Origin of the sequence: Clavibacter sp. A6099 (assembly GCF_021919125.1) — a bacterium.
GTDB lineage: Bacteria > Actinomycetota > Actinomycetes > Actinomycetales > Microbacteriaceae > Clavibacter > Clavibacter seminis.
Map to the genome: position 1 here is coordinate 2,749,601 of NZ_CP083439.1, position 23,249 is coordinate 2,772,849.

Annotated in this window: 26 protein-coding genes and 1 tRNA gene; 9 read left to right on the plus strand and 18 right to left on the minus strand. The window is 72.5% G+C overall.

Annotation, left to right across the window (positions count from 1 at the left end; translation table 11 throughout):
- Positions 1-21: 21 nt before the first annotated feature.
- Positions 22-654, minus strand: a complete 633-nt coding sequence (locus KYT88_RS12990) for a hypothetical protein (RefSeq protein ID WP_043586079.1) — start codon at positions 652-654, stop codon at positions 22-24.
- Between the two features lie 98 nt (positions 655-752).
- Here KYT88_RS12990 and KYT88_RS12995 point away from each other — a divergent pair.
- A tRNA-Lys gene (locus tag KYT88_RS12995) sits at positions 753-825 on the plus strand.
- Positions 826-1,098: 273 nt separating this feature from the next.
- Here the strand turns inward: KYT88_RS12995 and KYT88_RS13000 are convergent.
- From KYT88_RS13000 to KYT88_RS13045, 10 genes are all read right to left on the minus strand, one after another.
- Positions 1,099-1,428, minus strand: a complete 330-nt coding sequence (locus tag KYT88_RS13000) for a hypothetical protein (protein ID WP_043586082.1) — start codon at positions 1,426-1,428, stop codon at positions 1,099-1,101.
- 306 nt (positions 1,429-1,734) lie between these two features.
- Positions 1,735-2,004, minus strand: a complete 270-nt coding sequence (locus KYT88_RS13005; protein WP_043586084.1) for a hypothetical protein — start codon at positions 2,002-2,004, stop codon at positions 1,735-1,737.
- Between the two features lie 257 nt (positions 2,005-2,261).
- Positions 2,262-2,969, minus strand: coding sequence for a M15 family metallopeptidase (locus tag KYT88_RS13010; protein WP_043586086.1), 708 nt, complete (start codon positions 2,967-2,969; stop codon positions 2,262-2,264).
- Between the two features lie 275 nt (positions 2,970-3,244).
- Positions 3,245-4,171 (minus strand): M23 family metallopeptidase, encoded by a 927-nt coding sequence (locus tag KYT88_RS13015; protein ID WP_043586089.1) that lies wholly within the window; start codon positions 4,169-4,171, stop codon positions 3,245-3,247.
- 598 nt (positions 4,172-4,769) lie between these two features.
- Positions 4,770-5,582, minus strand: a complete 813-nt coding sequence (locus KYT88_RS13020) for a hypothetical protein (protein WP_043586095.1) — start codon at positions 5,580-5,582, stop codon at positions 4,770-4,772.
- 155 nt (positions 5,583-5,737) lie between these two features.
- Entirely contained in the window at positions 5,738-7,063 is a 1,326-nt protein-coding gene (locus tag KYT88_RS13025) for a replicative DNA helicase (protein ID WP_043586096.1), read from the minus strand.
- Positions 7,060-7,890, minus strand: a complete 831-nt coding sequence (locus KYT88_RS13030) for a hypothetical protein (RefSeq protein WP_043586097.1) — start codon at positions 7,888-7,890, stop codon at positions 7,060-7,062. Before KYT88_RS13030 ends, KYT88_RS13025 begins: the two co-directional genes overlap by 4 nt.
- 50 nt (positions 7,891-7,940) lie before the next feature.
- Entirely contained in the window at positions 7,941-8,153 is a 213-nt protein-coding gene (locus tag KYT88_RS13035) for a hypothetical protein (RefSeq protein WP_156032206.1), read from the minus strand.
- A 453-nt stretch (positions 8,154-8,606) separates the two neighbouring features.
- Positions 8,607-8,822, minus strand: coding sequence for a helix-turn-helix domain-containing protein (locus KYT88_RS13040; protein ID WP_043586100.1), 216 nt, complete (start codon positions 8,820-8,822; stop codon positions 8,607-8,609).
- Entirely contained in the window at positions 8,819-9,085 is a 267-nt protein-coding gene (locus tag KYT88_RS13045) for a helix-turn-helix domain-containing protein (RefSeq protein WP_051629336.1), read from the minus strand. Before KYT88_RS13045 ends, KYT88_RS13040 begins: the two co-directional genes overlap by 4 nt.
- A gap of 84 nt (positions 9,086-9,169) precedes the next feature.
- Between KYT88_RS13045 and KYT88_RS13050 the strand changes: the two genes are divergently transcribed.
- Positions 9,170-9,703, plus strand: coding sequence for a hypothetical protein (locus KYT88_RS13050; RefSeq protein ID WP_156032208.1), 534 nt, complete (start codon positions 9,170-9,172; stop codon positions 9,701-9,703).
- A gap of 146 nt (positions 9,704-9,849) precedes the next feature.
- A complete protein-coding gene (locus KYT88_RS13055; RefSeq protein WP_119373998.1) occupies positions 9,850-10,968 on the plus strand; it encodes a tyrosine-type recombinase/integrase in 1,119 nt (372 codons plus the stop codon).
- Positions 10,969-11,128: 160 nt separating this feature from the next.
- Here KYT88_RS13055 and KYT88_RS13060 read toward each other — a convergent pair whose 3' ends face one another.
- On the minus strand, positions 11,129-12,169 hold the full coding sequence (locus KYT88_RS13060; protein WP_043586105.1) for an acyltransferase family protein: 1,041 nt from the start codon (positions 12,167-12,169) through the stop codon (positions 11,129-11,131).
- A 185-nt stretch (positions 12,170-12,354) separates the two neighbouring features.
- Here KYT88_RS13060 and KYT88_RS13065 point away from each other — a divergent pair, with 185 nt between their 5' ends.
- Positions 12,355-13,134 carry an SGNH/GDSL hydrolase family protein gene (locus tag KYT88_RS13065; protein WP_043586108.1) on the plus strand — a complete coding sequence of 260 codons (780 nt, stop codon included), beginning with the start codon at positions 12,355-12,357 and terminating at the stop codon, positions 13,132-13,134.
- 15 nt (positions 13,135-13,149) lie between these two features.
- Here KYT88_RS13065 and KYT88_RS13070 read toward each other — a convergent pair whose 3' ends face one another.
- Positions 13,150-14,529 (minus strand): hypothetical protein, encoded by a 1,380-nt coding sequence (locus KYT88_RS13070; RefSeq protein WP_043586110.1) that lies wholly within the window; start codon positions 14,527-14,529, stop codon positions 13,150-13,152.
- 241 nt (positions 14,530-14,770) lie between these two features.
- Between KYT88_RS13070 and KYT88_RS13075 the strand changes: the two genes are divergently transcribed.
- Positions 14,771-15,016, plus strand: coding sequence for a hypothetical protein (locus tag KYT88_RS13075; protein ID WP_234425060.1), 246 nt, complete (start codon positions 14,771-14,773; stop codon positions 15,014-15,016).
- On the opposite strand, the gene KYT88_RS13080 is transcribed toward KYT88_RS13075, so the two are convergent.
- From KYT88_RS13080 to KYT88_RS13090, 3 genes are all read right to left on the minus strand, one after another.
- Positions 15,013-15,207 carry a hypothetical protein gene (locus KYT88_RS13080; protein ID WP_147362294.1) on the minus strand — a complete coding sequence of 65 codons (195 nt, stop codon included), beginning with the start codon at positions 15,205-15,207 and terminating at the stop codon, positions 15,013-15,015. The genes KYT88_RS13075 and KYT88_RS13080 overlap by 4 nt on opposite strands.
- 90 nt (positions 15,208-15,297) lie before the next feature.
- Positions 15,298-16,218, minus strand: coding sequence for an aldose 1-epimerase family protein (locus KYT88_RS13085; protein WP_043586163.1), 921 nt, complete (start codon positions 16,216-16,218; stop codon positions 15,298-15,300).
- A 10-nt stretch (positions 16,219-16,228) separates the two neighbouring features.
- Complete coding sequence (locus tag KYT88_RS13090; protein ID WP_043586114.1) at positions 16,229-17,056, minus strand: DeoR/GlpR family DNA-binding transcription regulator; 828 nt, start codon at positions 17,054-17,056, stop codon at positions 16,229-16,231.
- A gap of 92 nt (positions 17,057-17,148) precedes the next feature.
- Here KYT88_RS13090 and galT point away from each other — a divergent pair, with 92 nt between their 5' ends.
- From galT to KYT88_RS13110, 4 genes are read left to right on the plus strand one after another with little or no spacing between them, the layout of a single operon-like run.
- Entirely contained in the window at positions 17,149-18,291 is a 1,143-nt protein-coding gene (gene galT, locus KYT88_RS13095) for a galactose-1-phosphate uridylyltransferase (protein ID WP_043586115.1), read from the plus strand.
- The gene (galK, locus tag KYT88_RS13100; protein ID WP_043586117.1) at positions 18,288-19,448 is read left to right on the plus strand and encodes a galactokinase; all 1,161 of its coding nucleotides are present in this window, start codon (positions 18,288-18,290) and stop codon (positions 19,446-19,448) included. Before galT ends, galK begins: the two co-directional genes overlap by 4 nt.
- Positions 19,449-19,476: 28 nt before the next feature.
- A complete protein-coding gene (locus KYT88_RS13105; protein ID WP_051629337.1) occupies positions 19,477-20,391 on the plus strand; it encodes a GNAT family N-acetyltransferase in 915 nt (304 codons plus the stop codon).
- A 22-nt stretch (positions 20,392-20,413) separates the two neighbouring features.
- Positions 20,414-21,019 (plus strand): gamma carbonic anhydrase family protein, encoded by a 606-nt coding sequence (locus KYT88_RS13110; protein ID WP_043586119.1) that lies wholly within the window; start codon positions 20,414-20,416, stop codon positions 21,017-21,019.
- A 49-nt stretch (positions 21,020-21,068) separates the two neighbouring features.
- Here the strand turns inward: KYT88_RS13110 and KYT88_RS13115 are convergent, their stop codons facing one another.
- Positions 21,069-21,971, minus strand: coding sequence for a bifunctional methylenetetrahydrofolate dehydrogenase/methenyltetrahydrofolate cyclohydrolase (locus tag KYT88_RS13115; RefSeq protein WP_043586121.1), 903 nt, complete (start codon positions 21,969-21,971; stop codon positions 21,069-21,071).
- Positions 21,968-23,245, minus strand: coding sequence for a serine hydroxymethyltransferase (gene glyA, locus KYT88_RS13120; RefSeq protein WP_043586123.1), 1,278 nt, complete (start codon positions 23,243-23,245; stop codon positions 21,968-21,970). Before glyA ends, KYT88_RS13115 begins: the two co-directional genes overlap by 4 nt.
- Positions 23,246-23,249 lie beyond the last annotated feature (4 nt).

Here is a 23,249-nt window from a genome sequence, read left to right on the forward strand (position 1 = left end):
CGGATCCGCGGGCGGGACGGGTCAGTCGAGGCGGTCGCTCCGCCAGAGCCGGGCGCACTGCACGAGGTCGGCGGCCATCTGCGAGAGGCGCAGGGCGCGCGTGGTGAGGTCGCCCGCGCGCTCGGGCGACGCCGTCGCGTCGAGGTCGTCCGCGACGCTCGTGGCGCCGAGGGCGGCCAGCCGGCTGAACGCGCCCGCGCGGTCGAGGGCCACCGCGAAGTCGCCCGTGAAGAGGCCGCGGAGGATGCTGTCGGCGAGCTCGACGATCTCCGCCGGACCGGTCGGCGCGGTGGCGCCGGCGACGACGGGGTCGATGGTCGTGGCCACGTCGGTGCCGCGCTGGTAGAGGAGGCTGATGCCGTCGGGGTCCTGCCGGATGAGCGCGCGCATCAGGTACAGCCGCCAGAGCGCGCCCGGCAGGCTGCGCGGGCTGGCGCGCGACCACAGCTCGGCGACCGCGTCGATGCCGTGCTCGTCGGTGTACGCGATGAGGCGCTCGACGACCGCGGGGTCCGGATCCGCCCTCACGCGCGCCAGCAGGGCCCACGCGGTCTCGTGGGCCACGCGGCTGATCGTGGCGGGGTCTTCGCCGCCGAGCATGCTCTCGAACTTGGCCCCGGAGAACTTGGTGGGCTTGTGGTATTCGCCGGACATCCCGGCAAGCGTACGCCGGACGGATCCTCCCGAGCGGCCTCGCGCGACGTCGCCCCGCTCCGAGGCGGCCACCGTCCATCCCGTAGCATCGTTGACGCGGGCCTCTAGCTCAGTTGGTAGAGCAAGGGACTTTTAATCCCTGGGTCGTCGGTTCGAGCCCGACGGGGCCCACCCTCATCGTTGCTGGTCACACGCGCATCACGCGCTCGAGAGCTGATGCCCGAACCGGGGACGGGGAGCAGACGGGGAGCAGACGGCAGCGTCGGCTCCACGCGGTTCACGCACGCGCATGTATCGATCCCACCGCCACACGGGGGAACGACGAGAGCCCCCCGAGCGCCCGATCAAGGGCGCCCAGGGGGCTCATGACGTCAATGGCCGTGCAGGCAGCTGCCGACCGGACGGCGCCTCGGCAGGGGACGGACACGTGCGGGGCGGCGAGCGTCAGCTGCGGCTGTCGCCGTCACCGCTTCCCGTGCCCACCTGGACGGCGAGCGCATCAGCGGAGCGCTTCGTGATCAGCGCGTACGAGGCCTGGGAGATGACGATCGCCAGGAGGACCAGAGCTGGCCAGTCGGGGAGGGGATCACCCATCCACCAGGAGAACAGGACCACCGCGATCGCGAGGACGATCGCGACCACCACGGCGATGCCCTTCTTGAGCTTCGCCGGCCACCGGGGGTCGATGGCCACGGCCGTCGCGAAGGGCGCGAAGAAGTTGAGGAGGACGAGGATGCCGATCGGGATGGTCGGGATGGAGATGTCGTCGTTCATGGGGCCTTCTCGAGGGGGCGGTGATGGGCGTGCGGAGAGGTGAGGACGCGCCCGCTCCTCTGCGAGCGGAGCCGGGTCGTCGCGCGATCGCCCGGAGGACGGCGGCGCGCGGGGCTCGTGATGATGAGGTGCCCGAAGACGCGGATCGCGTCATCGGGCGCCCGGGTGCCGGCGCCGGGATGCCGGGCACCCCGGCCGGCAGGCCGGCACGATCGCCGGGTCACGTCAGGACGCGCCCGCCATCCCCTCCGCGGACCACCCGTCGAGGTGCTCCGCGGAGGCGATGCCACGGGCTGGTCGGACGGATCAGCCCTGGGCGGGCGCCTTGTAGGCGGGCGCGCGCACCTCCGCCGACACGATGCCCTGCTTCTTCTGCAGCTCGTCGACCTTCCGCTCGGTGCGGTCGGCCTGGTCGCCCATCCACCCCTGCTTCTTCAGGAGCTCGTTGACCTTGTTGACCGTGTCGACGACGACGTTCTCGACGTTGATCAGGCGGGCGTCCATCCGGTCGGCCTGCTCGCGCTGCCAGGTCTGGTACTTGAGGATGTCCGCCAGGGTGTCATCGGTGCTTGCCATGTTGTTCCACTCATCTCTTGTTGGTTTCTTGCGGGGAATGCCGGCGGGCGCGATGTCGCGCCTCGCCGCTGGGGTTCGTTCCGGACTCGGTCGCGACGTCCTGAACGCTGTGGGAGCCACGACGCGGCGCGGCGCGGCCGATCATCGGTGCGCCGGGGTGCGAGGGGGATCCGGCGACCGGGGCCGACGTCATGTGCGCCGCCGAGGTCGCGTCAGGCGCTGTGCCCGAACGCGCGTGGCGCACCTGGTCGAGCGCGTCAGCCCTGCGCGGGCGCCTTGTAGGCGGGAGCGCGCACCTCGGCCGACACGATGCCCAGCTTCTTCTCGAGCTCGTCGTACTTCCGCTCGGTCCGGTCGGCCTGGTCGCCCATCCAGCCCAGCTTCTTCGTCGCCTCGCCCGCCTTGTTGACCACGTCGACGACGACGTTCTCGACGTTGATCAGACGAGCGTCCATCCGATCGGCCTGCTCGCGCTGCCACGTCTGGTACTTGAGGAAGTCCGCGACGGCGGGTCCGGGGTTCGCGCGGTGCTCCCACTCGTTACCGGTCGCCCGGATCTGGGGGTTGCCGACGTAGACGTAGTGCCACGCCTCGCCGCGCGGGTTGGTCGCCGACTTCGTCGCAGCGCCCTGGACGTTGTTGAAGCCGTATAGCCGCGCGATGTTGTCGAAGATCCCGTGCCGGGGGTTGTCGTACGAGGCGACGCCGGACGCGACGTCGACCGCGACTCCGAGCCCGTGGTTCGACGTCCCCGGCCTGGCCGCGGTTCCGGCCGGCATGGTGTTCCAGTAGTGCTGCTGCGTCGCGATCGAGCGGAACGCCTCCGAGAGCTTCGGACGTTCGCCGATCTCGCGCCAGAACGCGGCGAGGATCGCGCGCATCTGGTATGCGGCCTCGCGGACGAGGAGGTGCCCGTCGATGACCTCGACGAGGTCGAAGTCCTCGGCATATCCGTTGCGGGCCATCAGGCGGCCCCGACTTCGGTCGATGCGAGCATCCCTGTGGATCTGATAGCGGCCATGAGCGGTCACCTTCCTGCGCTGTCGCGCGATTTCTTCTCGAGCTGGTTGGGGCGGATGTGGGGGCCGGCACAGGGCCTGTCGGACAGGCACCGGTCGGCGGACGGGGCGTGAGGGGTGCGCGGGGTCCGCGGGGTCCGCGGCCCGTGGAGGGGAAGCCGGGGAGATGCGGGTCCTCCCGCGGAGGACCCGCGCGGTCATGCGCGCGGTGCCGGAGCGGGTCAGGCCCTCGGCCGGCGCGCCTGCTCGTCGGTGAACGCCGTGGCGAGCCGAGCGACCTCGTCGTCGGAGAGCTCGCCGACGGAGGACGCCACGATCGGGGCGAGACGCGCGGCGACAGCCGCTCCGAGCTCCGCCCCATCGAGGTCGGGACGATCGCCGTCCCCCTTGAGGAAGTCGACGAACTTCTGCGTGTAGCCGACCCAGTCGCGCCACGGGGTGAGCTTCGGAGCCCCGGTCTCGTCGACCTCCCCGGCACGCACGATCGGCGTGTCGAGGATCCGGTCGGGCAGCTCACGGAGCAGCTCGTCTCGTCGGGCGGCGTCCGACACCTCGTTGTAGCGGAGGAGGTCGCCGGCTTTAGTCGGCGTCCCGGATGCGGCGTTCACGAGCAGGATGTTCCACACCGTCTCTGCGGACTTCTGCGCGATGCGGTTCATCTGGGCTTCTGTGATGTCGGCCATGTCGTTCCCGTCCGTGTCGATGGGGTGCGTGTCGCCACCTGAGGCGGTGGTCGCGGAGTAGTGCGCGAGCGGATCGCGGAGGTTCGCGTCGACGGTCGCGGTGCCGACCCAGAGCTGGTGGTGCACGTGGACGCCGACGGCCCAGGCGTTGCCCGTGTCGCCTGCGACGCCGATCTGCTGCCCTTCGGCGACGCGAGCCCCCACGCTCACGGACGGCGCGCGGTCGAGGTGGGCGCACAGGGTGGTCCACCCGTTGTCATGGCGGATGGTGATGTTGTGGCCGAAGCCGATCTGGCGATCCATGTTCGAACCGATGCCCACCACGAGGCCGGGACCGGAGGCGTGCACCGGGGTCCCACGACCGACGTAGTAGTCGAATCCGCGGTGGCCGAAGGGGTTGCCCGTCCGCCACGACTTGAATGCGCCGATAGTCCTGCTGCTCCAGGAATCGACCGGATGCCGCATGGGTGCCTCCCGGGCTGGGTGGATGGGGCGTTCCTGCCGAGCCGGCGCCTGGTGGGGTCATGGCTCGCGGCCGGTGCATCCGCGCTGGACACGAGGTGCACCGGGAGAGCCGCTCATGTGCGCGCGTCCGGAGGCAGGAAGAGCGGGGACCGGTCTCACAGGATCCCGCCTCCTGACACGCGCCCCGCACGAGAGCGTGCGGCGGACGTGGGGGCAGGGGCGTGATCCGCACCCGGGTTCATGGCCGGCACAGGGACCTCGACGGTGACGCGCGATGCGCGCGTCTCCCGAACCGGGCCGTGGTGCCTTTCTTGCCTAATCTCCATCTGTGGGGTGACGCCACGGGTCTGTCAACTCCCGCGCGACGACTTCCTGCGTCGGTACTCGGGACTGTTCGACGGGCGCGCGGTGAGGTTCTGCCGGTAATGGAGCAGGAGGTCGTCGAGGCGGATCCGCTTGCGCCCGCTCCTCCAGTGGAATCTCATGCCGTCCCGGTTAAGCCACCGCTGGATCGTCCGCGTGGACCGGTGGACGCGGTGCGCTGCCTGGCCGATGGTGAACGTCTCGCGCTCCGCGGACGGGCTGCCGCCTGCGCTGCTCACTGGGCGATCTCGCAGCGGTGTCCGCGCGCGATCGCCTCCGCTGCCGGCTGCGAACCGAGCCCGTCGGCGCGACACGTCGCGCATGCCCATCTCCACACGCCGGGTCCGAGCGGTTCGACGACCGTCTCCGGGCCGAGCCAGCCGAGAGTGCGGAGCGCGTCCGTGGGCGAGTACCGCTTCTCGCAGTTCTGGCACCGCACCACGACGTCGAGGAGGTCGGAGGATCCCCAGTGCGCGCCGACGGCGTCCTCGAAGCACGCGTCGCATGCGCGGGGGATGACCGTCCGCCGCGGGCCGGGCGCCTGCGGGTACCTCGCGGAGGCCTGGTGGATGATCGCCGCGATGTCGTCGAAGTAGACACGGGCATGCGGGTGCCGCAGGATGTCCGCTTCCATGACGCTGAGGTTCACGCACACCGCGCGGGTGAGACCCGCGGCCGTTGCCGCGTCCATGCTTCCCCGGAAGCCCTGGACCACCCCGTCGCGTGAGCTGCGCACCTGCCGCGCGACGGCGGGCGGGCGGGCGGCGAAGGTGTCACACCAGGACACGAGCCAGTCCACGAGCTGGGCGTACACGGCGTCCGCGTCATCGATCGGATCCACGCGGGCCGAGGCCGGCGGCTCCTTGCTCGCCGCGCGGGGCATGCCGTCCGATGCGCGCACGATTGAGGGGGCGACCTGGTGGCGTATGTGGCTCATCAGCTGCGGGGCTGCCGCGAGAGCCGATGCCGCCCGTGCGGCGGAGAGCCGCAGGAGGGCGTGGTCGCCGACGGTCTCCGACCAGTCCTGCTCGTCATAGATGTGGTTCATGGCTGTGTCTCCAGGGGGATCGTGCGGACCGTGAGGATCCGGTCGAGGCCCTGCTCGTCGGGCCGCGACGGCCGGGGAAGGTGTCGGGAGGTGCGGATGAGGGCCGTGGGGCGCTCCATCACGGCCGACGGCGAGGACCGGCGAGCCCGCAGGGCCTAGGTGGCCCCACGCGCGGGCCCGAACGGGTCCCATGCCCGCTCCTGCAACCGGGCGTACTGGCCTTGCCAGACCAGCGAGATCGAGCCCGTCTCGCCGTGACGGTTCTTGGCCACCGTCACGCGGAGCTCGTCCGGCCTCCGCTCCCGGTCGTGGTTCAGGAGCAGCACCACATCCGCGTCCTGCTCGATCGCCCCCGACTCGCGGAGGTCGGTGAGTACCGGCTGCTTGCCGTCCCGCTGCTGCGGCGGCCGGGAGAGCTGCGACAGCGCGATGATCGGCACGCTGAGCTGCCGGGCGAGCTGCTTCAACGTCCGCGAGAACTCCGCGACCTCCGCCTGCCGGTTCTCGAGACCTGAGCCGGACATGATCTGCAGGTAGTCGATGACGACCCCGGAGAGCCTCCCCCTCTGGCCCACTGCCCGGATGAACGCGCGGATGTCCGCGAGGGTCGACCCCTCGTCGTAGATGTAGATGGGCGCCTTCTCGTACCGCTCCCGGGCGAGCCTCACCCGCGCCCACTGCTCGTCGTCCAGATCCCGGTTCCTCAGCGCCCGCATGTGCACCTCGCCGTACTGCGCGATGAGACGCAGCTGCAGCTCCGACTCGCCCATCTCCAGGCTGATGAACGCCACCAGCCCCTCATGAGCGAGCCGCGCCGCGCACTGCAGCCCCATGATCGTCTTGCCCTCGCCGGGGCGGGCGCCGATGACGTACAGGGAACCGGGGTTGAACCCGCCGATGAGACGGTCGAGGGTCCGCCAGGGCGTGGGGTGGTAATCCGGCTTCCGTCCGAGCGAGGCGATCACGCCGTCGACGGTGGAGCCGACGGGGTGGACGTCGGCGCGCTCCGGCGCGGTGGCTCGCTCGAGCGCCGCGCGGGCGGCGTCGATGGCGTCAGCCGTGGATCCGTGCACGGCACGGCCGAGCTGCGCGATCCTCACCCCCGCCTCCGTCAGCCGCCGTCGCATCCCCCGGTCGCGGACCATCGCCGCGTAGTACGACGCGTTGCTCGCGGTGACGACATCGCTGGTGAGCGCGTGCAGGTAGCCGGCCCCGCCGGCCTTCGCCAGGTCCCCGACCCGCGCGAGCTCGTCGCTCACGGTGATGGGGTCCACGGGCTCGCTGCGCTCCACGACGGACAGGACCGCCGCGAAGATCAGAGCGTGCGCGGGGCGCAGGAAGTCGTCGGGGGCAACTTCCTCGTCGAGCACGTCGTGCAGCGCCGTCGAGGCGAGGAGCGTCGCGCCGAGCGTGGCGCGCTCCGCGTGGTCGGTGCCGTCCTGCTCGGCCAGAGCCGTGGGGTCGGCGTCTCGGCCGCTCACGACGCACGACCCTCGACACGCGCACGCCACTGCGGATCATCCCGGTTCGCCGTGTACTCCTCGAGCGTCACGCCATGCGCCGACAGCCACGCATCACGCTGCTCGCGCATCACCTCGGCGGTCACATCCGGGCCCGCAGCGGGCCGGTGCGTGCGCCCGTCGCGGACGGCGAACTCCTGCTGCTTCCGCATGCCGTTCCTCCAGGTCGCGGCCCAGTCCTGCATCGGCCTCCCGACGCCACGCCAGTAGTCCATCCACTCGTCGAGGCGGGCGTCGACGTCGACGTCAGGGGCCTCCGTCGCCGCCCACGCCCGCATGTCGTCGGTGATGGCGAAACTCGACGGGAGGCGAGCGGAGCGCATCGGCATCCTCTGTTCTTCTTGGTTCTTGAGGAGAGGAGCATCCGGCGGATTCGCCGCCTCCTGCACGCGATGCCGCCCGCTCCTCGGGGCGACATCGCCGTCTCCACGCGGCGGATTCGCCGCATCGAGCGGACGCGGGTCCACGACCGTGCGCCACGACCTCGTCCGGTCGTAGTTCCCGCCGAGCCGGTGCTCACGCGACACCATGTAGGCGCAGCTCACGAGGGTCGCGAGGGCGCGCCGCACCTGGTGCGCGGACAGGCCGACCTCCTCGCCGATGAGGTCGTTCGTCGCCGGCCACCACGCGGTGCCATCCGCGTCGATGTGGCGGTGGGCGCCGTCGTGGCAGCGGAAGTGGACGCGGGTCCACACCAGCGCTTCGTTGGCGCCGCCGAGCCGCCGCACGAGCGCGGCGCGGACCTGCATGAAGTCGTTGGCGGTGACCTCATCGGAGGGGACTCCCATGGGTGTTCTCCTCTCGGGGAGCGGGCGGTGGATGGCGAGCCTCGGAGGGGTCAGGCCGGCCGATCCTCGGAAGCGCGGTGCGGATGGACGCCGGCGCCGAGGCTGCTCGACTTCGGTGCCAGGAGCTGCGCGTCCGCAGCTGCCATCCGGAGGGCCGCGGACAGCATCACGATCACGCAGAGGACGTGGAAGCCGTTCACCACCGCCAGCGGGACCGACGAGAGGGCGCCGAGTGCGGAGATCGCCACCACGAGGCGACTCATGGCCGCCCCTCGAGCGATCGGCTCACGCTCCGCGCCTCGGCGGAGGGCGCCAGAGCCTCCTGGAGGTCCGGACGGTGGTGCGCCTCCGCGATCGGCGCGGCGGGCGGGGAGGGCCGGCGCGCGCCGCAGAGAAGGCGGTCGAGAGCGTCCATGAGCCCACTGTCCGGACGTACCGGGCAGCTCCGGGTGATCCACGCTCCGAGGGGGGTGCGGCCGCGATGCCTTGCCGCGCCTCGCGCCCGTGACCGTGAGGATCGCCGAGCAGGTCGCCCGTCGTCCCGATGACGTGCTGCAGCGGTCACGACGCTGCCCGAGACGGGGCGAGGGCCGAGGAGGGGCGGCTCCCGCCAGGTGGAGGGGATGCGGGACCCGTCATGGCGGGGAGCCTCGTTTCTATTCGGCCGTCCGCGCCGCGTGGAGCGACGCCCGGACGGGATACGGCGACGGGCGGGATCAGGCGCTCCTGCGGAAATGGAGCACGTTCGACTGGTGCCCGCAGCTGCGGCACTCGATCCACGCCTCCAGGCACGCCGGCTGGATCGACCATCGGCCGCCGACCACGCGCTGGAAGCCGTGCAGATCACCGGCTTCGAGGGCGCGACGCGTGGTGACGGGGTGACGGCGGGCGATGACGGATGCTTCCGCGACCGTCAGGAGGGGGCCGTTCACACCGCTACCACCGCTCGATGCGGCGGTGCGCTGCCGCCGAGCGGTTCATCGGCGATGATCTCGAACGCCTCGCCGAGCCCGAGATCGAACGCGCTGCACAAGGACGCCATGAAGGCCGAGGACGGAGCCGCGCCTGCATTGATGCGGCGGAGCGTCGTCCTGTCGACTCCCATGAGCCGCGCCTGGTGCTCTTCGCTGGGGAGATCACGGAGCTCGCGGAGGCGCTTGAGGAGGCCGGGCTTGATTCGGAGCTTGCTCGTCATCTGTTCTCCTTAGGTGGCTTCGAAATGAAGTGGTGCAAGGATGCAACAAAGTGAGGTAGAATTGCAACCCTAGCCTCGGAAAACGTGGCATTTTTGCATCACTCTTCCCTGATATTCCGCCGCTCAATGTTGACTAGTGAGGCAAAGATGCATCACACTGGCCCGGTGATGGAAACACTGGAAGAGTTCTTTCGCCCGTACCTCAACGGCGACAGCGGACACGAGGTGGGCCGCAAGCTCGGCATGACGAACACCACGGTCACGCGTCAGATGAAGGGCAACATGCCCGTGAGGACCGTCGTGAAGCTCTGTCGCGCCTATGCGATCCCGATGCTGGACGCCTTCGTCGCCGCCGGGTACATCACGGAGGCGGAAGCCGACGTCATGGGGCGCACCCGCGGCCTGAGGGCCGCGACGGAGCGAGAGCTCGTCCAGGAGATGATGCGCCGCGTCGTGGACGGAGACACGACCGCAACGAGCACCGAGCCGGTCGGGCAGGACATCATCGACGCGTCCGCCCGCCTCGCCACGGACAGCGAGGCCGTCCACTTCCGCGAGCCCGCCATCTCGCGCGACGGGCACACGCTCGAACACGACTGGAACGCGGATGACCTGTGACATGCGCGCTCCCGGACGATGCGGGCTCCGTGCATCGGGGCAGGGCCGCATCCGAACGGCACCGGATTCGGCGCCTCGAGCGCGATGCCGCCCGCCACGGGTGAGACAGCGACGTGGAGCACGACCCGCACACCGAGGAGGCACTCATGGCATGGACTGAGCGACGAGCTTCCGGCAGGTACAGGGGCGCCTTCCGGCTGCCGAACGGGAAGATCCGATCCGCGGGCACCTTCGACCACAAGCGAGCGGCCATGAACGCGGCAGCCGCCGCCGAGGCCGCCGCCGCATCGCTGGGGTGGAGGGATCCCCGTGCCGCACGACGCACGTGGGGCGCGTGGCGCGCCGAATGGTGGCCGACCAGGGCGGTGGAACCCTCGACGTCGAGACAGGACGCGTCGCGGGTCCGAGCCCGCCTCGCACCCAGGTGGGACGAGGTCGCGCTCATTGACATCACCCGGCAGGACATCCGCGCGTGGGCCGCCGATCTCGCGGCGGACGGGCTGTCGCCGGCATCCGTGCAGCGATGCGTCCACCTGCTCTCGGCGTCGCTGTCCGCCGCCGTGGACGCCGAGATCATCCAGGCGAACCCCGCCCTGCGCCTGCGCCTCGCCGCCGGGCAGGTGTCCCATGAACGCTTCCTGACCAGCGCCGAGCAGGCCGCGCTGCTGGAGCAGTTCAGCGGCGTCGACCGCGCACTGGTCGCCCTGCTCCTCGGAACCGGGATGCGGTGGGGCGAGGCGGTCGGGCTGCAGCTCAAGCGCATCGACACCGCCCGGGGAGTCGTGCGGGTCGCGGAGGTCTGGGACGACGCGCACTCGACACTCAAGCTGTATCCCAAAGGGCGGAAGATCCGAGAGGTTCCGCTGCCCGGCTGGGCCGCGGAAGCTCTCGAAGCGCACATCGCCGGCCGGAAGACGGGGCACGCGCTCGTGAAGGGCGGCGTCCCCATCGACTACCACAACTGGCGCAGCCGGCTGTGGCTGCCGGCCTTGCGAGCAGCCGGGCTCGGGCCACTGCGCATCCACGATCTCCGACACACCTACGCCTCGACGCTCGTCCAGGCAGGGGTCCCGCTCGAGGAGATAGGCCGACTGCTGGGGCACGTGTCCCCTCTCACGACGCGACGATACGCACACCTCGCGGAGACCCCGCGGAATGCCGTGCTGGCGGCACTGCCGCAGCCGTCGCGGGGAGCAGACGGGGAGCAGGACGCGACTGCACCGGGCACCAACGTGATCGCGTTCCGCGCCCGATTGACGACCTGATCGCCGGAAGGAAGAGGATCGCGCGGCGCCGCGCTACACCGCGCCCCACCGCCCTACCCGGCATCCAGGGCTCTTTTAATCCCTGGGTCATCGGTTCGAGCCCGACGGGGCCCACCGGAACGCATCGACCGGACGCCCGGCGCGCCGGCGGTCTGCCAGGTCAGCCCCGACCGCCCCGGTCCAGCACGAGGAACGGCGGCGTGCGGTAGAGGAACCGGAGCGGCGTGCGCATCGCCATCGCGTGCAGGGTCAGGGACGCAGCGATCGCGACGACGCTCACTACCAGGGGCAGCAGGTACGGCACGGCGCCGGACGCCTGGAAGCCCACGGCGTCGAGCACGGCGCAGGCCGCGGCGATCACGAGGACGTGCGCCACGTAGATGGGCAGCGTGTTCCGGCCGAGGAAGCGCAGCGGTCGCACGAGCCGCGTGCGCGCGAGCAGGGCCGCCCACAGCACGCCGACCGCCATCGCGAGGCACGAGACGACGAGCAGCACGCCGGGGACGCCGCTGATGCCGGTCAGCTCGACGGCGACCCCCGCAGCGCCGAACGCGACCAGGGCGGCCGCGGCCGCGACGGGCCGCGGGCGGGAGGCGACGCGGAACACCAGGTCCTTCGCGTGCAGCCCGATGAGGAAGAAGACGAGGTACTTCGCCATGCCGTCCCAGCTGAGGCTGCCGATGCGCAGCACGCTGAGGAAGAGGGCGGAGAGGACGGCGGCGACGCCCAGCTGGATCCACGGCGACACCCGCCCGTGCGCGATCTTCGCCACCACGAGGAACACGGCGAGCGCGTGCAGGAACCAGAGGCCCGTCGCGGGGAACACGAACGCGAGCAGCAGCGCCCGCGGGTCGCCCTCGTGCGGACGCGAGTCGAGCGGCACCACCGAGAAGTAGAGGAAGCGCAGCACCGACCAGATCGCCAGCGCCCACACGAGGATCGCGATGCGGGAGTTCCAGAGCTCCGGCCAGGAGCGGCGCACGGCCGACCCCGCGAGGAGCCCCGACGCGAGGAAGAAGATCGGCATCCGGAAGGTGACGAACGCGCTGTTGATGGTCGCCCAGACCGGAGAGGCGAGGTCCTCCTGCATCAGCAGGAGGCCCGCATGGAAGAGCGCCACCAGCAGGATGGCCATCGCCCTGGCCGCATCCACCCAGTCCGCGCGCGCAGCAGTGACCGTCGTTCCGTCTCCCCCAGACATGCTCGGCACCGTATCGGGTCGATGTGTCCGGCTCGTGTCGGAGGGCGGCGGCGGGAGGCGGATCCAGTGGTGATCCCAGTGGCGGGAGGAGCGTCGCGCGCCCGGGGTCGCTCGAGGCCGGCGGGCCCCCGAACGGGGTGGGACGCGGAGGACACCGCAGACCGAGATGGCCGTACGGTTCACAGGTGGGGAAATACGGGTATCGGGCGGGCGCACGGGCGCGGGCAGCATGGCGGATCGCCGGCTGGACGGCCGCGGCCGCCGTCGCGGCGTGCTCGGTCGGCCTGGTCGTCGCGGCGCTCGGCACCGGCGCGGAACCCGTCGAGAACGCGGGCGCCGTCGCGGAGTCCGGCTTCGTCTCCGGGCCCGGCAACACCATCGCGCCCGTGGCGCCGCTGGAGCTCCCCGAGGATCCCGCGGTCCTCATGTTCGGCGACTCGTTCATCCTCGGTCACGGCATCGAGACGTCGGGGCGCCCCGCCTACCCCGCGCTCCTCGCCGAGCGCGAGGGCTGGACCGACGTGCGCCTGAACGCTGCGGCGGGGACCGGCTTCGCCGCCACGTCCGACCAGCCGGCGTACCCGGATCGCCTGGCCGCGATGGGCGACGACTTCACGCCCGACCTCGTGGTCCTCCAGGGCAGCGTCAACGACATCAAGCCGGGCGAGGTCGCGGTGCGCATCGGCGTGACCCGGATCCTCGCCGACATCGCCGAGCGCTGGCCCGACGCCCAGACCGTGATCATCACGCCGATGACGGGCGTGCAGAGCTACGAGAAGCTCGCGTCCGCGTACACGGGGCCCGCGCTCGGGAAGGCCCACGTGATCGACGCCACGGGTCCGGAGAGCTGGCTGCCCGTCGACCGTCCGGACCTCCGCACCGAGGACGAGTGGCACCCCAGCGCCACCGGGCACGAGGTCATCGCGACCGGGATCCAGACGTCCCTCACGGCGCTCGCCGGCTGAGCCGGCGCCCGGACGTCAGGCCGCCGGCGCCGAGCCCGTCCCCGGGTCGGTGAGCGCGCGACCGAAGCCGTCGACGCTGCGGACGCCGCGGTCCGTGACGATCGAGGCGAAGGGCGTGTCGGGGTTGTTGGGCAAGGACGGCCGCTCGACGCGGGTGTCGCGGGCGAACGCACCCACCACCACCACGCGCTGCGACGGGTACTTGCTCGGGGTCATGAACATGGTGCCGCGGCCGACGAACGTGTCCTGGGCGAGCCGCCCGCCCTGGTCGACGAGGCCGACGCCGATGCCGTGGGCGCCGAGGTCGCCGCCGGTCACGATGTTGTACCCGACGACGGTGGCGCCGACGCCCGCCCCGATCTCCATCTGGTATCCGCCCGCGCCGGAGTTGCCCTCGAGGCGCATGCCGTTGATGCCGAGCTCGGAGACCATGGACGACGCGTTGCTCGTGGGGATCGCGAGGAAGCCGCGGGCCGCCTTGTTGCCGGCACCGCAGCCGATGACGCGCGTGTTCTCGAAGCGCGCGTTGGTGGGGGCGATGCGGATCCCGCCCGCCGTGCAGTTCACGATCTCTGTGTCGCGCATGACGATGTCGATGGCGTTGACCCCGTCGCAGTCGACGCCCCAGGTGCCCGCGGTGATGACGCGCAGGCCCTCGATGACGTTCGCGTAGGAGTACTCGTCGCTGGCCGCGGTGAAGGCCGCGCGGGCGAAGAAGACCCCGGCACCGCCGGTGGAGTTGAGCTCGATGTCGGTGATCCGGCAGTGCAGCAGCGAGCGCAGGTACAACCCGTGGCGGCCCGTGCGCGTGCCGGTGATGCTGAAGCCGGTGAGCGAGACCGTGGCCTTGTTGTTCGCGGCGGGACCGGCGTCGGCGCCGATCTTGCCCTGCACCTTGAAGACGTCGCCCGTGGATCCCGCGATCTGCCGGATGGTCGTGACGCGCCGGCCGTAGCCCTCGATCGAGATGGCCGGGTACCCGTACGGCGCGCCCGAGAGGGGCTGCTTGGGCCAGGCTGCGCTCGAGTAGTCGATGCCGGTCGACGTGACGCGGATCTCGCACGGCGGCAGGATCCCCCGGCCTCCGGTCTTCTGCAGCGCCGCGAAGAACGCGGCCATCGCCTTGGTGTGATCGGCCGCCGACGGCACGAAGCCGAACTGCTCCGGGTAGTACACGCGCGACTGGTCGCCCACGACGGCGGCGGCCGAGGCGGGCGGCGCCGCGGCGGGCGCGGCGACGGATGCGGCACCCGCGGTGGCGCCGACCGCAGCCAGGAAGACGGCGCGGCGGCCGAGGAGCGGCGGCCGCTCGGCGGGCGCCGGGGCGTCCTGGGCGAGCGCCTGGGCGGGCAGGTCGGTGGTGGGCGCAGGCGCGTGCGCGCGTGACTGGGACAAAGGGGAGCCTTCCGGGTGGGCCGTGCTGACGGGCGCGGTCGGGTCGCGTCGATCCGCTCCCCCGAGCACCGGACGCCCCACGCTGGATAGGGCAAGGGTGCGGCCTGCTGCCGCCCGGAGCGTACCCCCAGTTCGGGGAGACGCGATCGCGGTCTCCACGGGGCGCGGAACCGCGTGCGCATGGGGATCCCGTCGCCTACCGCGCGACGGCCACGGCGGAGGCGATGCGATGCTGGATCGCATGAGCATGCAGGCCGACGAACTCGTGATCGCGATGCTGACCGCCGAGGAGACGAGCGAGCGCTACGACCTGCTGAAGTCCGCGCTCGAGGAGCACGACGACCGCGGCGTGCAGTACCTCTCGGGCGTCGTCGGACGGCTGCTCGCCTACATCGACGGGCTGCGCGAGCCCGAGGAGAACCGGATCGCGCTCGAGCGGTACACGCAGCGGGTCGCGCTGCAGTGGGCGCAGGAGGACGAGGGCTAGCCTGCTCGCCGGCGGATGCGGAGGGCGACGACCAGCGCCACGACAGCCAGGAGCAGCCCCGCCGACCAGCAGACCGCGGCGAGGTCGGGAACCAGATGCGCGGCCAGGGGCATCGCCGCCGCCAGCACGATCATCGCCACCACCGACCGTCGCGGAGGTGCGCTCGGCGTCGCGGGCGGGCGTCTCGTCATGCTCGGCCTCCTGGCGGTGGGGATCCGCCCATCAGGCCACACGTCACGGCGTCTCGCTGGCCGCGTGCACAGGCCCGGTCCGGATCCCCGTCAGAAGCCCGTCGCGCGGATGCCCCAGCTGAGCGTCCACTCCTCGCCGGCCGCCAGGCGGCGCACGCCGACGCCGGAGTTGAAGGCGTCGGCCGGTGCGGTCATCGGCTCGATGGCGACCGCCTGGCCGCCGTGGGTCGGGAACTCGCGCGGCGTGTAGACCTGCAGGAACCCGAACGACGCGTCCGCCCAGAGCTCGACGCCGCGGCCGTCGGGCGCGGTGAGGCCGTGGCGGCTCGTGCCGCCCTCCACGTGCACGTCGCCGTAGCCGGTGTTGAGGTCGAGCTCGCCGACGACGCGTCCGGTGCGGAGGTCCTCGTCGGCGCCGTCGACCGGGTGGTCGGCGACGGGGATCAGCGCGTCGTCGACCTCGGACCACGTGTCGGCCCGGACCGTGAGCGTGAGCTCGGAGGAGGGGACGCCGCCGATGGCGAGGTACGGGTGCGCGCCGACCGCGACGGGGGCGGCGCGGTCGGAGTCGTTGCGGATCCGGTGCGTGACGACGAGGCCGTCGTCGGTGAGCCGGTAGGTGACCGACGTGTCGAGGAGGAACGGGTAGCCGTGCTGCGGGAAGACGGTGGCCGAGAGGGTGACGCGGTCGTCGGCGCGGTCGGAGGCCGTGTAGCCCGTGTTGCGGAGGAGGCCGTGCGAGGCGTTGCCGAGCGACGGCTCGGAGACGTCGAGCGCCTGGGCCTTCCCGTCGAGCTCGTAGCGGGCGCCGCGGATCCGGTTCGGCCACGGCACGAGGACCATGCCGGCGCCCATCGGGGCGACGACGTCCTCGCCGTAGGGCTCGACGAGGTCGACGCCGTCGAGGGTGAGTCCGCGGATCGCGGCGGCGAGCTGCACGACGGTGGCGCGGAGCTCGCCCGTCGGGCCGGCGTGGACGAGGTGGTGCTGCTCTCCGGTGACGGGTCTCATGGGATCCACGTTACGGCCGCGCGGCCGCGGACGGCCCGCCCGCCGCGGCGACGACGCGCAGGCCCGCATCGCGCAGCCGGCCGACCTCGTGCGGATCCGCGTCTGCGTCCGTGAGGAGCGTGTCGACGAGGTCGAGCGGCGCGACGGATCCGAGGTGCGTGCGCCCGAGCTTGGCCCCGTCCGCGACGACGACCGTGCGGGCGCTCGCGGCGACCATCCGGCGCTTCACCTCGGCCTCGGGCAGGTTGACGTTGGTGACGCCGCGGTCCACGTCGATCCCGTTGCAGCCGATGAACGCGACGTCGGGGTGGAGGCGGTCGAGCACGACGGTGGCGAGCGGATCCACGAGGCTGTGCTGCAGCGCGCGCAGCGTGCCGCCCGTGACGACGACGGTGAAGCGCGGCATTGCCCGCTCGAGCTCGAGCGCCAGGGTGAGCCCGTTCGTGATGACCGTGACGTCGACCAGGTCCTCGCGCGCCACGAGCGCGCGGGCCACCTGGAGCGTCGTGCTGCCGACGTCGAGCAGCACGCTCTGCCCGCTCTCGACGAGGTCGGCGGCGGCCCGGCCGATCGCGCGCTTGGCGTCGGCCGCGGACTCGAGCGTCACCTCGAGGCTCTGCTCGCGCGCGCCGAGGCCCGAACGGAGGACCGCGCCGCCGTGCACGCGCTGGACGGCGGCGGAGTCGGCGAGCGCGTCGAGGTCGGCGCGGATCGTGACGGCGGAGACGCCGGCGTCCGCGGCGAGCTCGGCGACGGTCGCGAAGCCGCGGTCGGCGAGCCGCTCGAGGATGCGCGACCGGCGGGTCGGTGCAGGGACGGATGCGGAGTCGTCGGCCATCCCGCGAGCCTCGCCCACCGCTTGCCGGAACGCAAGCCGGGGGTTTCGCGAGCGCAGATCCGAGCCCTGAGAGCCCGTAGGATCGAGGGATCATGCATGCCGACCAGACCGTCACGACGTCGCCGTCCGGGATCACGCAGCGCCGCACGCTGCTGTCCGACGGCCGCGAGCTCGTCTACTTCGACGACGCCGACACGACCCTGCCGCCCGAGCGCGCCGCCGACGCACGCCCCGCGGCGCCCCGGCCGCCCACCGCGACGATGCGGCAGGACGTGCTCACGGGCGAGTGGGTGTCCATCGCCGCCGCGCGCCAGAACCGCGCGCACCTGCCGCCGGCGGAGCTGGATCCCCTCGCCCCGGCGAGCCCGTCGAACCCGTCCGAGATCCCGAGCATGTACGACGTCGCGGTCTTCGAGAACAAGTCACCGTCGTTCGGACCCGCGCTCGCGGACACCGCGGGGGTGGACGCGCCCGTCGACGACGACGACCTCGCCTCCATCGGCCTGGAGCGCACCCGCACCTCGGTGGGCCGCTGCGAGGTCGTCTGCTTCAGCCCCGCGCACACCGGCTCGTTCAGCGGCCTCACGCCGTCGCGCGCCCGCACCGTGGTGGAGGCGTGGGCCGAGCGCACGCGCGCCCTCTCCACGATGCCCGGGATCCGCCAGGTGTTCCCGTTCGAGAACCGGGGCGAGGCCATCGGCGTGACGCTGCACCACCCGCACGGGCAGATCTACTCGTACCCCTACATCACGCCGCGCACGCGCCGCCTCGTCGAGTCGATCGAGCGGTTCGGGCCGGGCCTGTTCCAGCGGATCCTCGAGACCGAGCAGGCGTCCGAGCGCGTCGTGCTGCGCGGCGAGCACTTCACGGCGTTCGTGCCGTTCGCGGCGCGCTGGCCCGTGGAGATCCACATGCTCCCCCACCGCCACGTGCCCGACCTCGCGGAGACGACCGAGGCCGAGCGCGACGAGCTCGCGACGATGTACCTGCGGCTGCTGAAGGGGATGGACCGGTTGTACGACACCCCGACGCCGTACATCTCAGCCTGGCACCAGGCGCCCGTGGATGCGCACCGCGACGAGATCCGGCTGATGCTGCAGATCACGTCGCCGCGCCGTGCGGCCGACAAGCTCAAGTTCCTGGCCGGATCCGAGGCGGCCATGGGCGCCTGGATCGGCGACGTGCCGCCGGAGAAGGCGGCCGAGATGATCCGGAAGGCAGTGGAGGACGCATGACCGACATCCGAGACGACGTGCGCGAGGGCTTCCGCGCCCGCTTCGAGCGCGAGCCGCACGGCGTGTGGTCCTCGCCCGGGCGCGTGAACCTCATCGGGGAGCACACCGACTACAACGAGGGCTTCGTGTTCCCGTTCGCGATCGACCGCCGCACGGTCATCGCGCTCGCGCCGCGGGACGACGACCGGATCCGCCTGGCCAGCTCCTTCTCGGAGGAGGTCGTGGAGGCGCGCCTCGCGGACCTCACCGGCGAGCGCATCGACGGCTGGCAGGCCTACCCGCTCGGCGTCGCATGGGCGCTCGGGCAGCGCGGGGCCGACCTCGGCGCCGTACCCGGCTTCGACGTCTTCATCGACAGCGACGTGCCTGTGGGCGCGGGGCTGTCGTCGTCGGCCGCGCTCGAGGGATCCATCGCCCTCGCGCTCGACGACATCTGGCGCCTCGGCCTCGACCGGCCGGCCCTCGCCGCGGTCGGCCAGCTCGCCGAGAACGAGATCGTGGGCGCGCCGACCGGGATCATGGACCAGTCCGCGAGCCTCCTCGGCCGCCAGGACGCGGGCGTGTTCCTCGACTGCCGCTCGCTCGACGCCGAGGTCATCCCGCTCGGGCTCGAGGCCGCCGGCCTCACCATCGCCGTGATCGACACCCACGTCGCCCACGCGCACGCCGACGGCGGCTACCGCGCGCGCCGCGAGTCGTGCGAGCTCGGTGCGCGCCTCATGGGCGTGTCCTCGCTCCGCGAACTGACGGTCGACGACCTGGTCCGCGCCCGCGAGGTGCTCGACGACGAGACGTTCCGCCGCGTGCGCCACATCGTCACCGAGAACCAGCGCGTGCTCGACACCGTGCGCGCGCTGCGCGAGGAGGGCCCGCGCGCCATCGGCGAGCTGCTCGACGCGAGCCACCGCTCGATGCGCGACGACTTCGAGATCAGCGTCCCGGAGCTCGACCTCGCGGTCGAGGTCGCGCAGAACGAGGGCGCGATCGGCGCGCGCATGACGGGCGGGGGCTTCGGCGGATCCGCCATCGCGCTCATCGACGTCGACTCCCTGTCGCGCCTCCAGGTCGCGATCGACGGCGCGTTCGCCGAGCACGGCTACACGGGCCCGACCGTCTTCACGGTCACGCCGTCGGACGGGGCGAAGGCGGAGCAGTAGGGGCGGGCCTCCCCCTAGGCTCGGCGGCATGCGACCACCCGCGGGACTGACCGAGATCGCCGACGACCGGGACGGGGACATCCGCGACATCGCGCGCGCCCTGTCCGCCTGGTTCCCCGCGTCCACCCACCCGGGCGGATTCGCGTGGGAGGCGTCCACCGGCCAGCTGCCGGAGCGGATGGCCGTCGTGCGCGACGGGGCCGGCGCGCTCGTCGGCTGGGCCGCCTTCTCCACGGACGACGCGCGCGTCGAGTGCGCGACCGGCGACGACGCCACCACCGAGCAGCTCGCGGCGTGGATCCTCGACGCCGCCGGCGACGGGCGCGTGAGCGTCGCCGTCCACCGCGGCCAGGACCGGCTGCGCGGGATCCTCGCGGCCCGCGGCTTCGTCGACGAGCCCGTCCCGCTCGCCGGGCTCCGCCACGCGGCCCGCGACACGGGTGCACGGCCGCCCGCGGGGTACCGGATCCGCCCGGTCGCGGAGGGTGAGGAGCAGGCCAAGGTCGACGCGCACCGCCGCGCCTGGAAGCCTGTCGAGCTGCCCTTCACCGACGGATCCGGCGACGGCATCGACCCCGAGGCCGAGAGCCGCTTCGACGCGGACGGCTACGCGGCCATGCAGGCCGCCGCCGTGTACCGGCGCGACCTCGACCTCGTGATCGAGGCGCCCGACGGCTCGCTCGCCGGCACCTGCACGGCCTGGCTCGACCCCGCGAGCGGCTGGGCGGAGCTCGAGCCGCTCGGCATCGTGCCCGCGCACCGCCGTCGCGGGCTCGCGCAGACCCTCGCGCTCGACGTCTGCCGCCGCGTCGGCGACCTGGGCGGGCGAGACGTCTTCATCAACGCCTCGCCGCTCCCCTACTACCGCGCGCCGTGGGACGCGTACGTCGCCGCGGGCTTCGCGCCGATGGAGCGCGGCACGCGGATGCGCCCGGGCGCGTGACCCCTCGGCCTACCCTGGCGGCATGACCGTCGATCCCCAGGCCACCGTCCGCGCGCTCCCCGGATCGCCCGCGCCCGACATCGCGCCCGACGCCCTCGTGGCGGCGGGCGCGCGCGTCGTCGGACGGGTGACGCTCGCCGCAGGATCCAGCGTGTGGTTCAACGCCGTGCTGCGCGCGGAGGCCGCCGACATCGTGATCGGCGCGGGCTCGAACCTGCAGGACAACGTGAGCTGCCACGTCGACGCGGGCTTCCCGCTCACGGTGGGCACGGGCGTGAGCGTCGGCCACAACGCGGTGCTGCACGGCTGCACCATCGAGGACGACTGCATCGTCGGCATGTCCGCCACCGTGATGAACGGCGCGGTCGTCGGCCGGGAGTCGCTGCTCGCGGGCGGCACCGTGGTGCTCGAGGGGCAGGTGATCCCGCCGCGCTCGCTCGTCGCGGGCGTGCCCGGCAAGGTGCGGCGCGAGCTCACCGACGAGGAGGTGGCCGGGCTCCGGGCGAACGCCGACCACTACGTGGAGAACGCACGGCTGCACGCGGGCGCGATCCCGACGCCGGCCATGCTGCTGGGCGCCGAGCGCGCCGAGGCGACGCCGCCTTCACGCGAGGAGGGGACGGCCTGACCAGCCGTCCCCTCCTCACATCACCGCCGCGCTGTCGCGGCGAGCGCCGTCAGCCGCGCAGCTCGGCGGCCAGGCGCGCGTCGCGCTCGGCGGCCTGCACCACGTTGGCGAGCAGCATCGCCCGGGTCATCGGCCCCACTCCGCGCGGGTTCGGGGACAGGTGGCCGGCGACCTCGGCGACGGCCGGGTCCACGTCGCCCGTGAGGCGCGCCTTGCCGGTCTCGGGATCCACGACGCGCGTGATCCCCACGTCGAGCACCGCGGCGCCCGGCTTGACCCACTCCGGCGTGATGAGGTGCGCGACGCCCACGGCCGCGACCACGATGTCCGCCCGGCGGACCTCCTGCTCGAGGTCGCGCGTGCGGGAGTGCGTGAGCGTGACGGTGGCGTCGAGGCCCTTGCGCGTGAGCAGCAGGCCGAGCGGGCGCCCGACCGTGAGGCCGCGGCCGACGACGACCACGTGCTGGCCGGCGATCGGCACCTCGTAGCGCTGGAGCATCTCGACGATGCCCGCGGGCGTGCACGGCAGCGGCGAGCTCAGCTCGCCCTGCACGCCCAGCACGAGCCGCCCCAGGTTGGTCGGGTGCAGGCCGTCGGCGTCCTTGGACGGGTCGATGAGCTCGAGCATCGCGTTCTCGTCGATGCCCGCCGGGAGCGGCAGCTGCACGATGTAGCCCGTGACGGCCGGATCGGAGTTGAGGCGCTCGATGGCCTGCCGCACGTCGTCCTCGGTGGCGTCGGCCGGGAGGTCGACGCGGATGGACTCGATGCCCACCTCGGCGCAGTCGCGGTGCTTGCCCGCGACGTACGAGCGCGATCCCGGGTCGTCGCCCACGAGGAGCGTGCCCAGGCCGGGCACGAGGCCCTGCTCGCGGAGGGCGCGGATCCGCACGGCGAGCTCGGACTTGACGGCCGACGCGGTCGCGACGCCGTCGAGCACGACCGCGGTCACTGGGTGAGGCCCTCGTAGAGCGGGAAGCCGTCGGTGAGCGTGAGCACGCGCGCACGGAGGGCGGCGAGGTCGCTGCCGGGCTTCAGGGTCTCGGCGATGATGTCCGCGACCTCGGTGAACTCGGTCTCGCCGAAGCCGCGGGTCGCGAGCGCCGACGTGCCGATGCGGACGCCGGAGGTGACCATCGGCGGGCGCGGGTCGAAGGGCACCGAGTTGCGGTTGACCGTGATGCCGACCTCGTGCAGCGCGTCCTCCGCCTGCTTGCCGTCGATGGGCGAGTTCCGCAGGTCCGCGAGCACGAGGTGCACGTCCGTGCCGCCCGTGAGGACGGAGACGCCCGCCTCGGTGGAGTCGGCCGCGACGAGGCGCTCGGCGAGGATCTGCGCGCCCTGGATGGTGCGGCGCTGGCGGTCGGCGAACTCCTCGGTGGCCGCGATCTTGAACGCCGTGGCCTTGGCCGCGATGACGTGCATGAGCGGCCCGCCCTGCTGGCCCGGGAAGACGGCCGAGTTGAGCTTCTTGGCGAGCGCGGTGTCGCGGCTGAGGATCACGCCGGACCGGGGGCCTGCAAGGGTCTTGTGCACGGTGGAGGAGACGACGTCGGCGTACGGCACGGGCGAGGGGTGCACGCCCGCGGCGACGAGGCCGGCGAAGTGCGCCATGTCGACCCAGAGCTTCGCGCCGACCTCGTCGGCGATCGACCGGAACGCGGCGAAGTCGAGGTGGCGGGGGTACGCCGACCAGCCCGCGATGATGACCTGCGGGCGGTGCGCGAGCGCCTTCTCGCGCACGACGTCCATGTCGATGAGGAAGGTGTCGGGATCCACGCCGTACGCGGCCGCGTCGTAGAGCTTGCCGGAGAAGTTGAGCTTCATGCCGTGCGTGAGGTGGCCGCCGTGCGCGAGCTCGAGGCCGAGGATCGTGTCGCCCGGCTGCGCGATGGCGGCGAGGACGGCGGCGTTGGCGGTGGCGCCCGAGTGGGGCTGGACGTTGGCGAACTCGGCGCCGAAGAGGCTCTTGGCGCGGTCGATGGCGAGCTGCTCGGCGACGTCGACGAACTCGCAGCCGCCGTAGTAGCGGCGGCCCGGGTAGCCCTCCGCGTACTTGTTGGTGAGCACGGATCCCTGCGACTGCAGCACCGCGCGCGGCACGAAGTTCTCGCTGGCGATCATCTCGAGGGTGCCGCGCTGGCGGCCGAGCTCCTGCTCGAGGACCGCCGCGATCTCCGGGTCGACCTCGGAGAGGGGGGCGTTGAATGACTGGTCGACGGGCATGGGA

Coding starts and splice junctions, on each gene's coding strand:
- KYT88_RS12990 (WP_043586079.1), bottom strand. CDS start 654: ATGTCCGGCGAATACCACAAGCCCACCAAGTTCTCCGGGGCCAAGTTC.
- KYT88_RS13000 (WP_043586082.1), bottom strand. CDS start 1,428: ATGAACGACGACATCTCCATCCCGACCATCCCGATCGGCATCCTCGTC.
- KYT88_RS13005 (WP_043586084.1), bottom strand. CDS start 2,004: ATGGCAAGCACCGATGACACCCTGGCGGACATCCTCAAGTACCAGACC.
- KYT88_RS13010 (WP_043586086.1), bottom strand. CDS start 2,969: ATGGCCCGCAACGGATATGCCGAGGACTTCGACCTCGTCGAGGTCATC.
- KYT88_RS13015 (WP_043586089.1), bottom strand. CDS start 4,171: ATGCGGCATCCGGTCGATTCCTGGAGCAGCAGGACTATCGGCGCATTC.
- KYT88_RS13020 (WP_043586095.1), bottom strand. CDS start 5,582: ATGAACCACATCTATGACGAGCAGGACTGGTCGGAGACCGTCGGCGAC.
- KYT88_RS13030 (WP_043586097.1), bottom strand. CDS start 7,890: ATGGGAGTCCCCTCCGATGAGGTCACCGCCAACGACTTCATGCAGGTC.
- KYT88_RS13035 (WP_156032206.1), bottom strand. CDS start 8,153: ATGAGTCGCCTCGTGGTGGCGATCTCCGCACTCGGCGCCCTCTCGTCG.
- KYT88_RS13045 (WP_051629336.1), bottom strand. CDS start 9,085: ATGACGAGCAAGCTCCGAATCAAGCCCGGCCTCCTCAAGCGCCTCCGC.
- KYT88_RS13055 (WP_119373998.1), top strand. CDS start 9,850: ATGGCATGGACTGAGCGACGAGCTTCCGGCAGGTACAGGGGCGCCTTC.
- KYT88_RS13060 (WP_043586105.1), bottom strand. CDS start 12,169: ATGTCTGGGGGAGACGGAACGACGGTCACTGCTGCGCGCGCGGACTGG.
- KYT88_RS13075 (WP_234425060.1), top strand. CDS start 14,771: ATGAGCATGCAGGCCGACGAACTCGTGATCGCGATGCTGACCGCCGAG.
- KYT88_RS13080 (WP_147362294.1), bottom strand. CDS start 15,207: ATGACGAGACGCCCGCCCGCGACGCCGAGCGCACCTCCGCGACGGTCG.
- KYT88_RS13085 (WP_043586163.1), bottom strand. CDS start 16,218: ATGAGACCCGTCACCGGAGAGCAGCACCACCTCGTCCACGCCGGCCCG.
- KYT88_RS13090 (WP_043586114.1), bottom strand. CDS start 17,056: ATGGCCGACGACTCCGCATCCGTCCCTGCACCGACCCGCCGGTCGCGC.
- galT (WP_043586115.1), top strand. CDS start 17,149: ATGCATGCCGACCAGACCGTCACGACGTCGCCGTCCGGGATCACGCAG.
- galK (WP_043586117.1), top strand. CDS start 18,288: ATGACCGACATCCGAGACGACGTGCGCGAGGGCTTCCGCGCCCGCTTC.
- KYT88_RS13105 (WP_051629337.1), top strand. CDS start 19,477: ATGCGACCACCCGCGGGACTGACCGAGATCGCCGACGACCGGGACGGG.
- KYT88_RS13110 (WP_043586119.1), top strand. CDS start 20,414: ATGACCGTCGATCCCCAGGCCACCGTCCGCGCGCTCCCCGGATCGCCC.
- glyA (WP_043586123.1), bottom strand. CDS start 23,245: ATGCCCGTCGACCAGTCATTCAACGCCCCCCTCTCCGAGGTCGACCCG.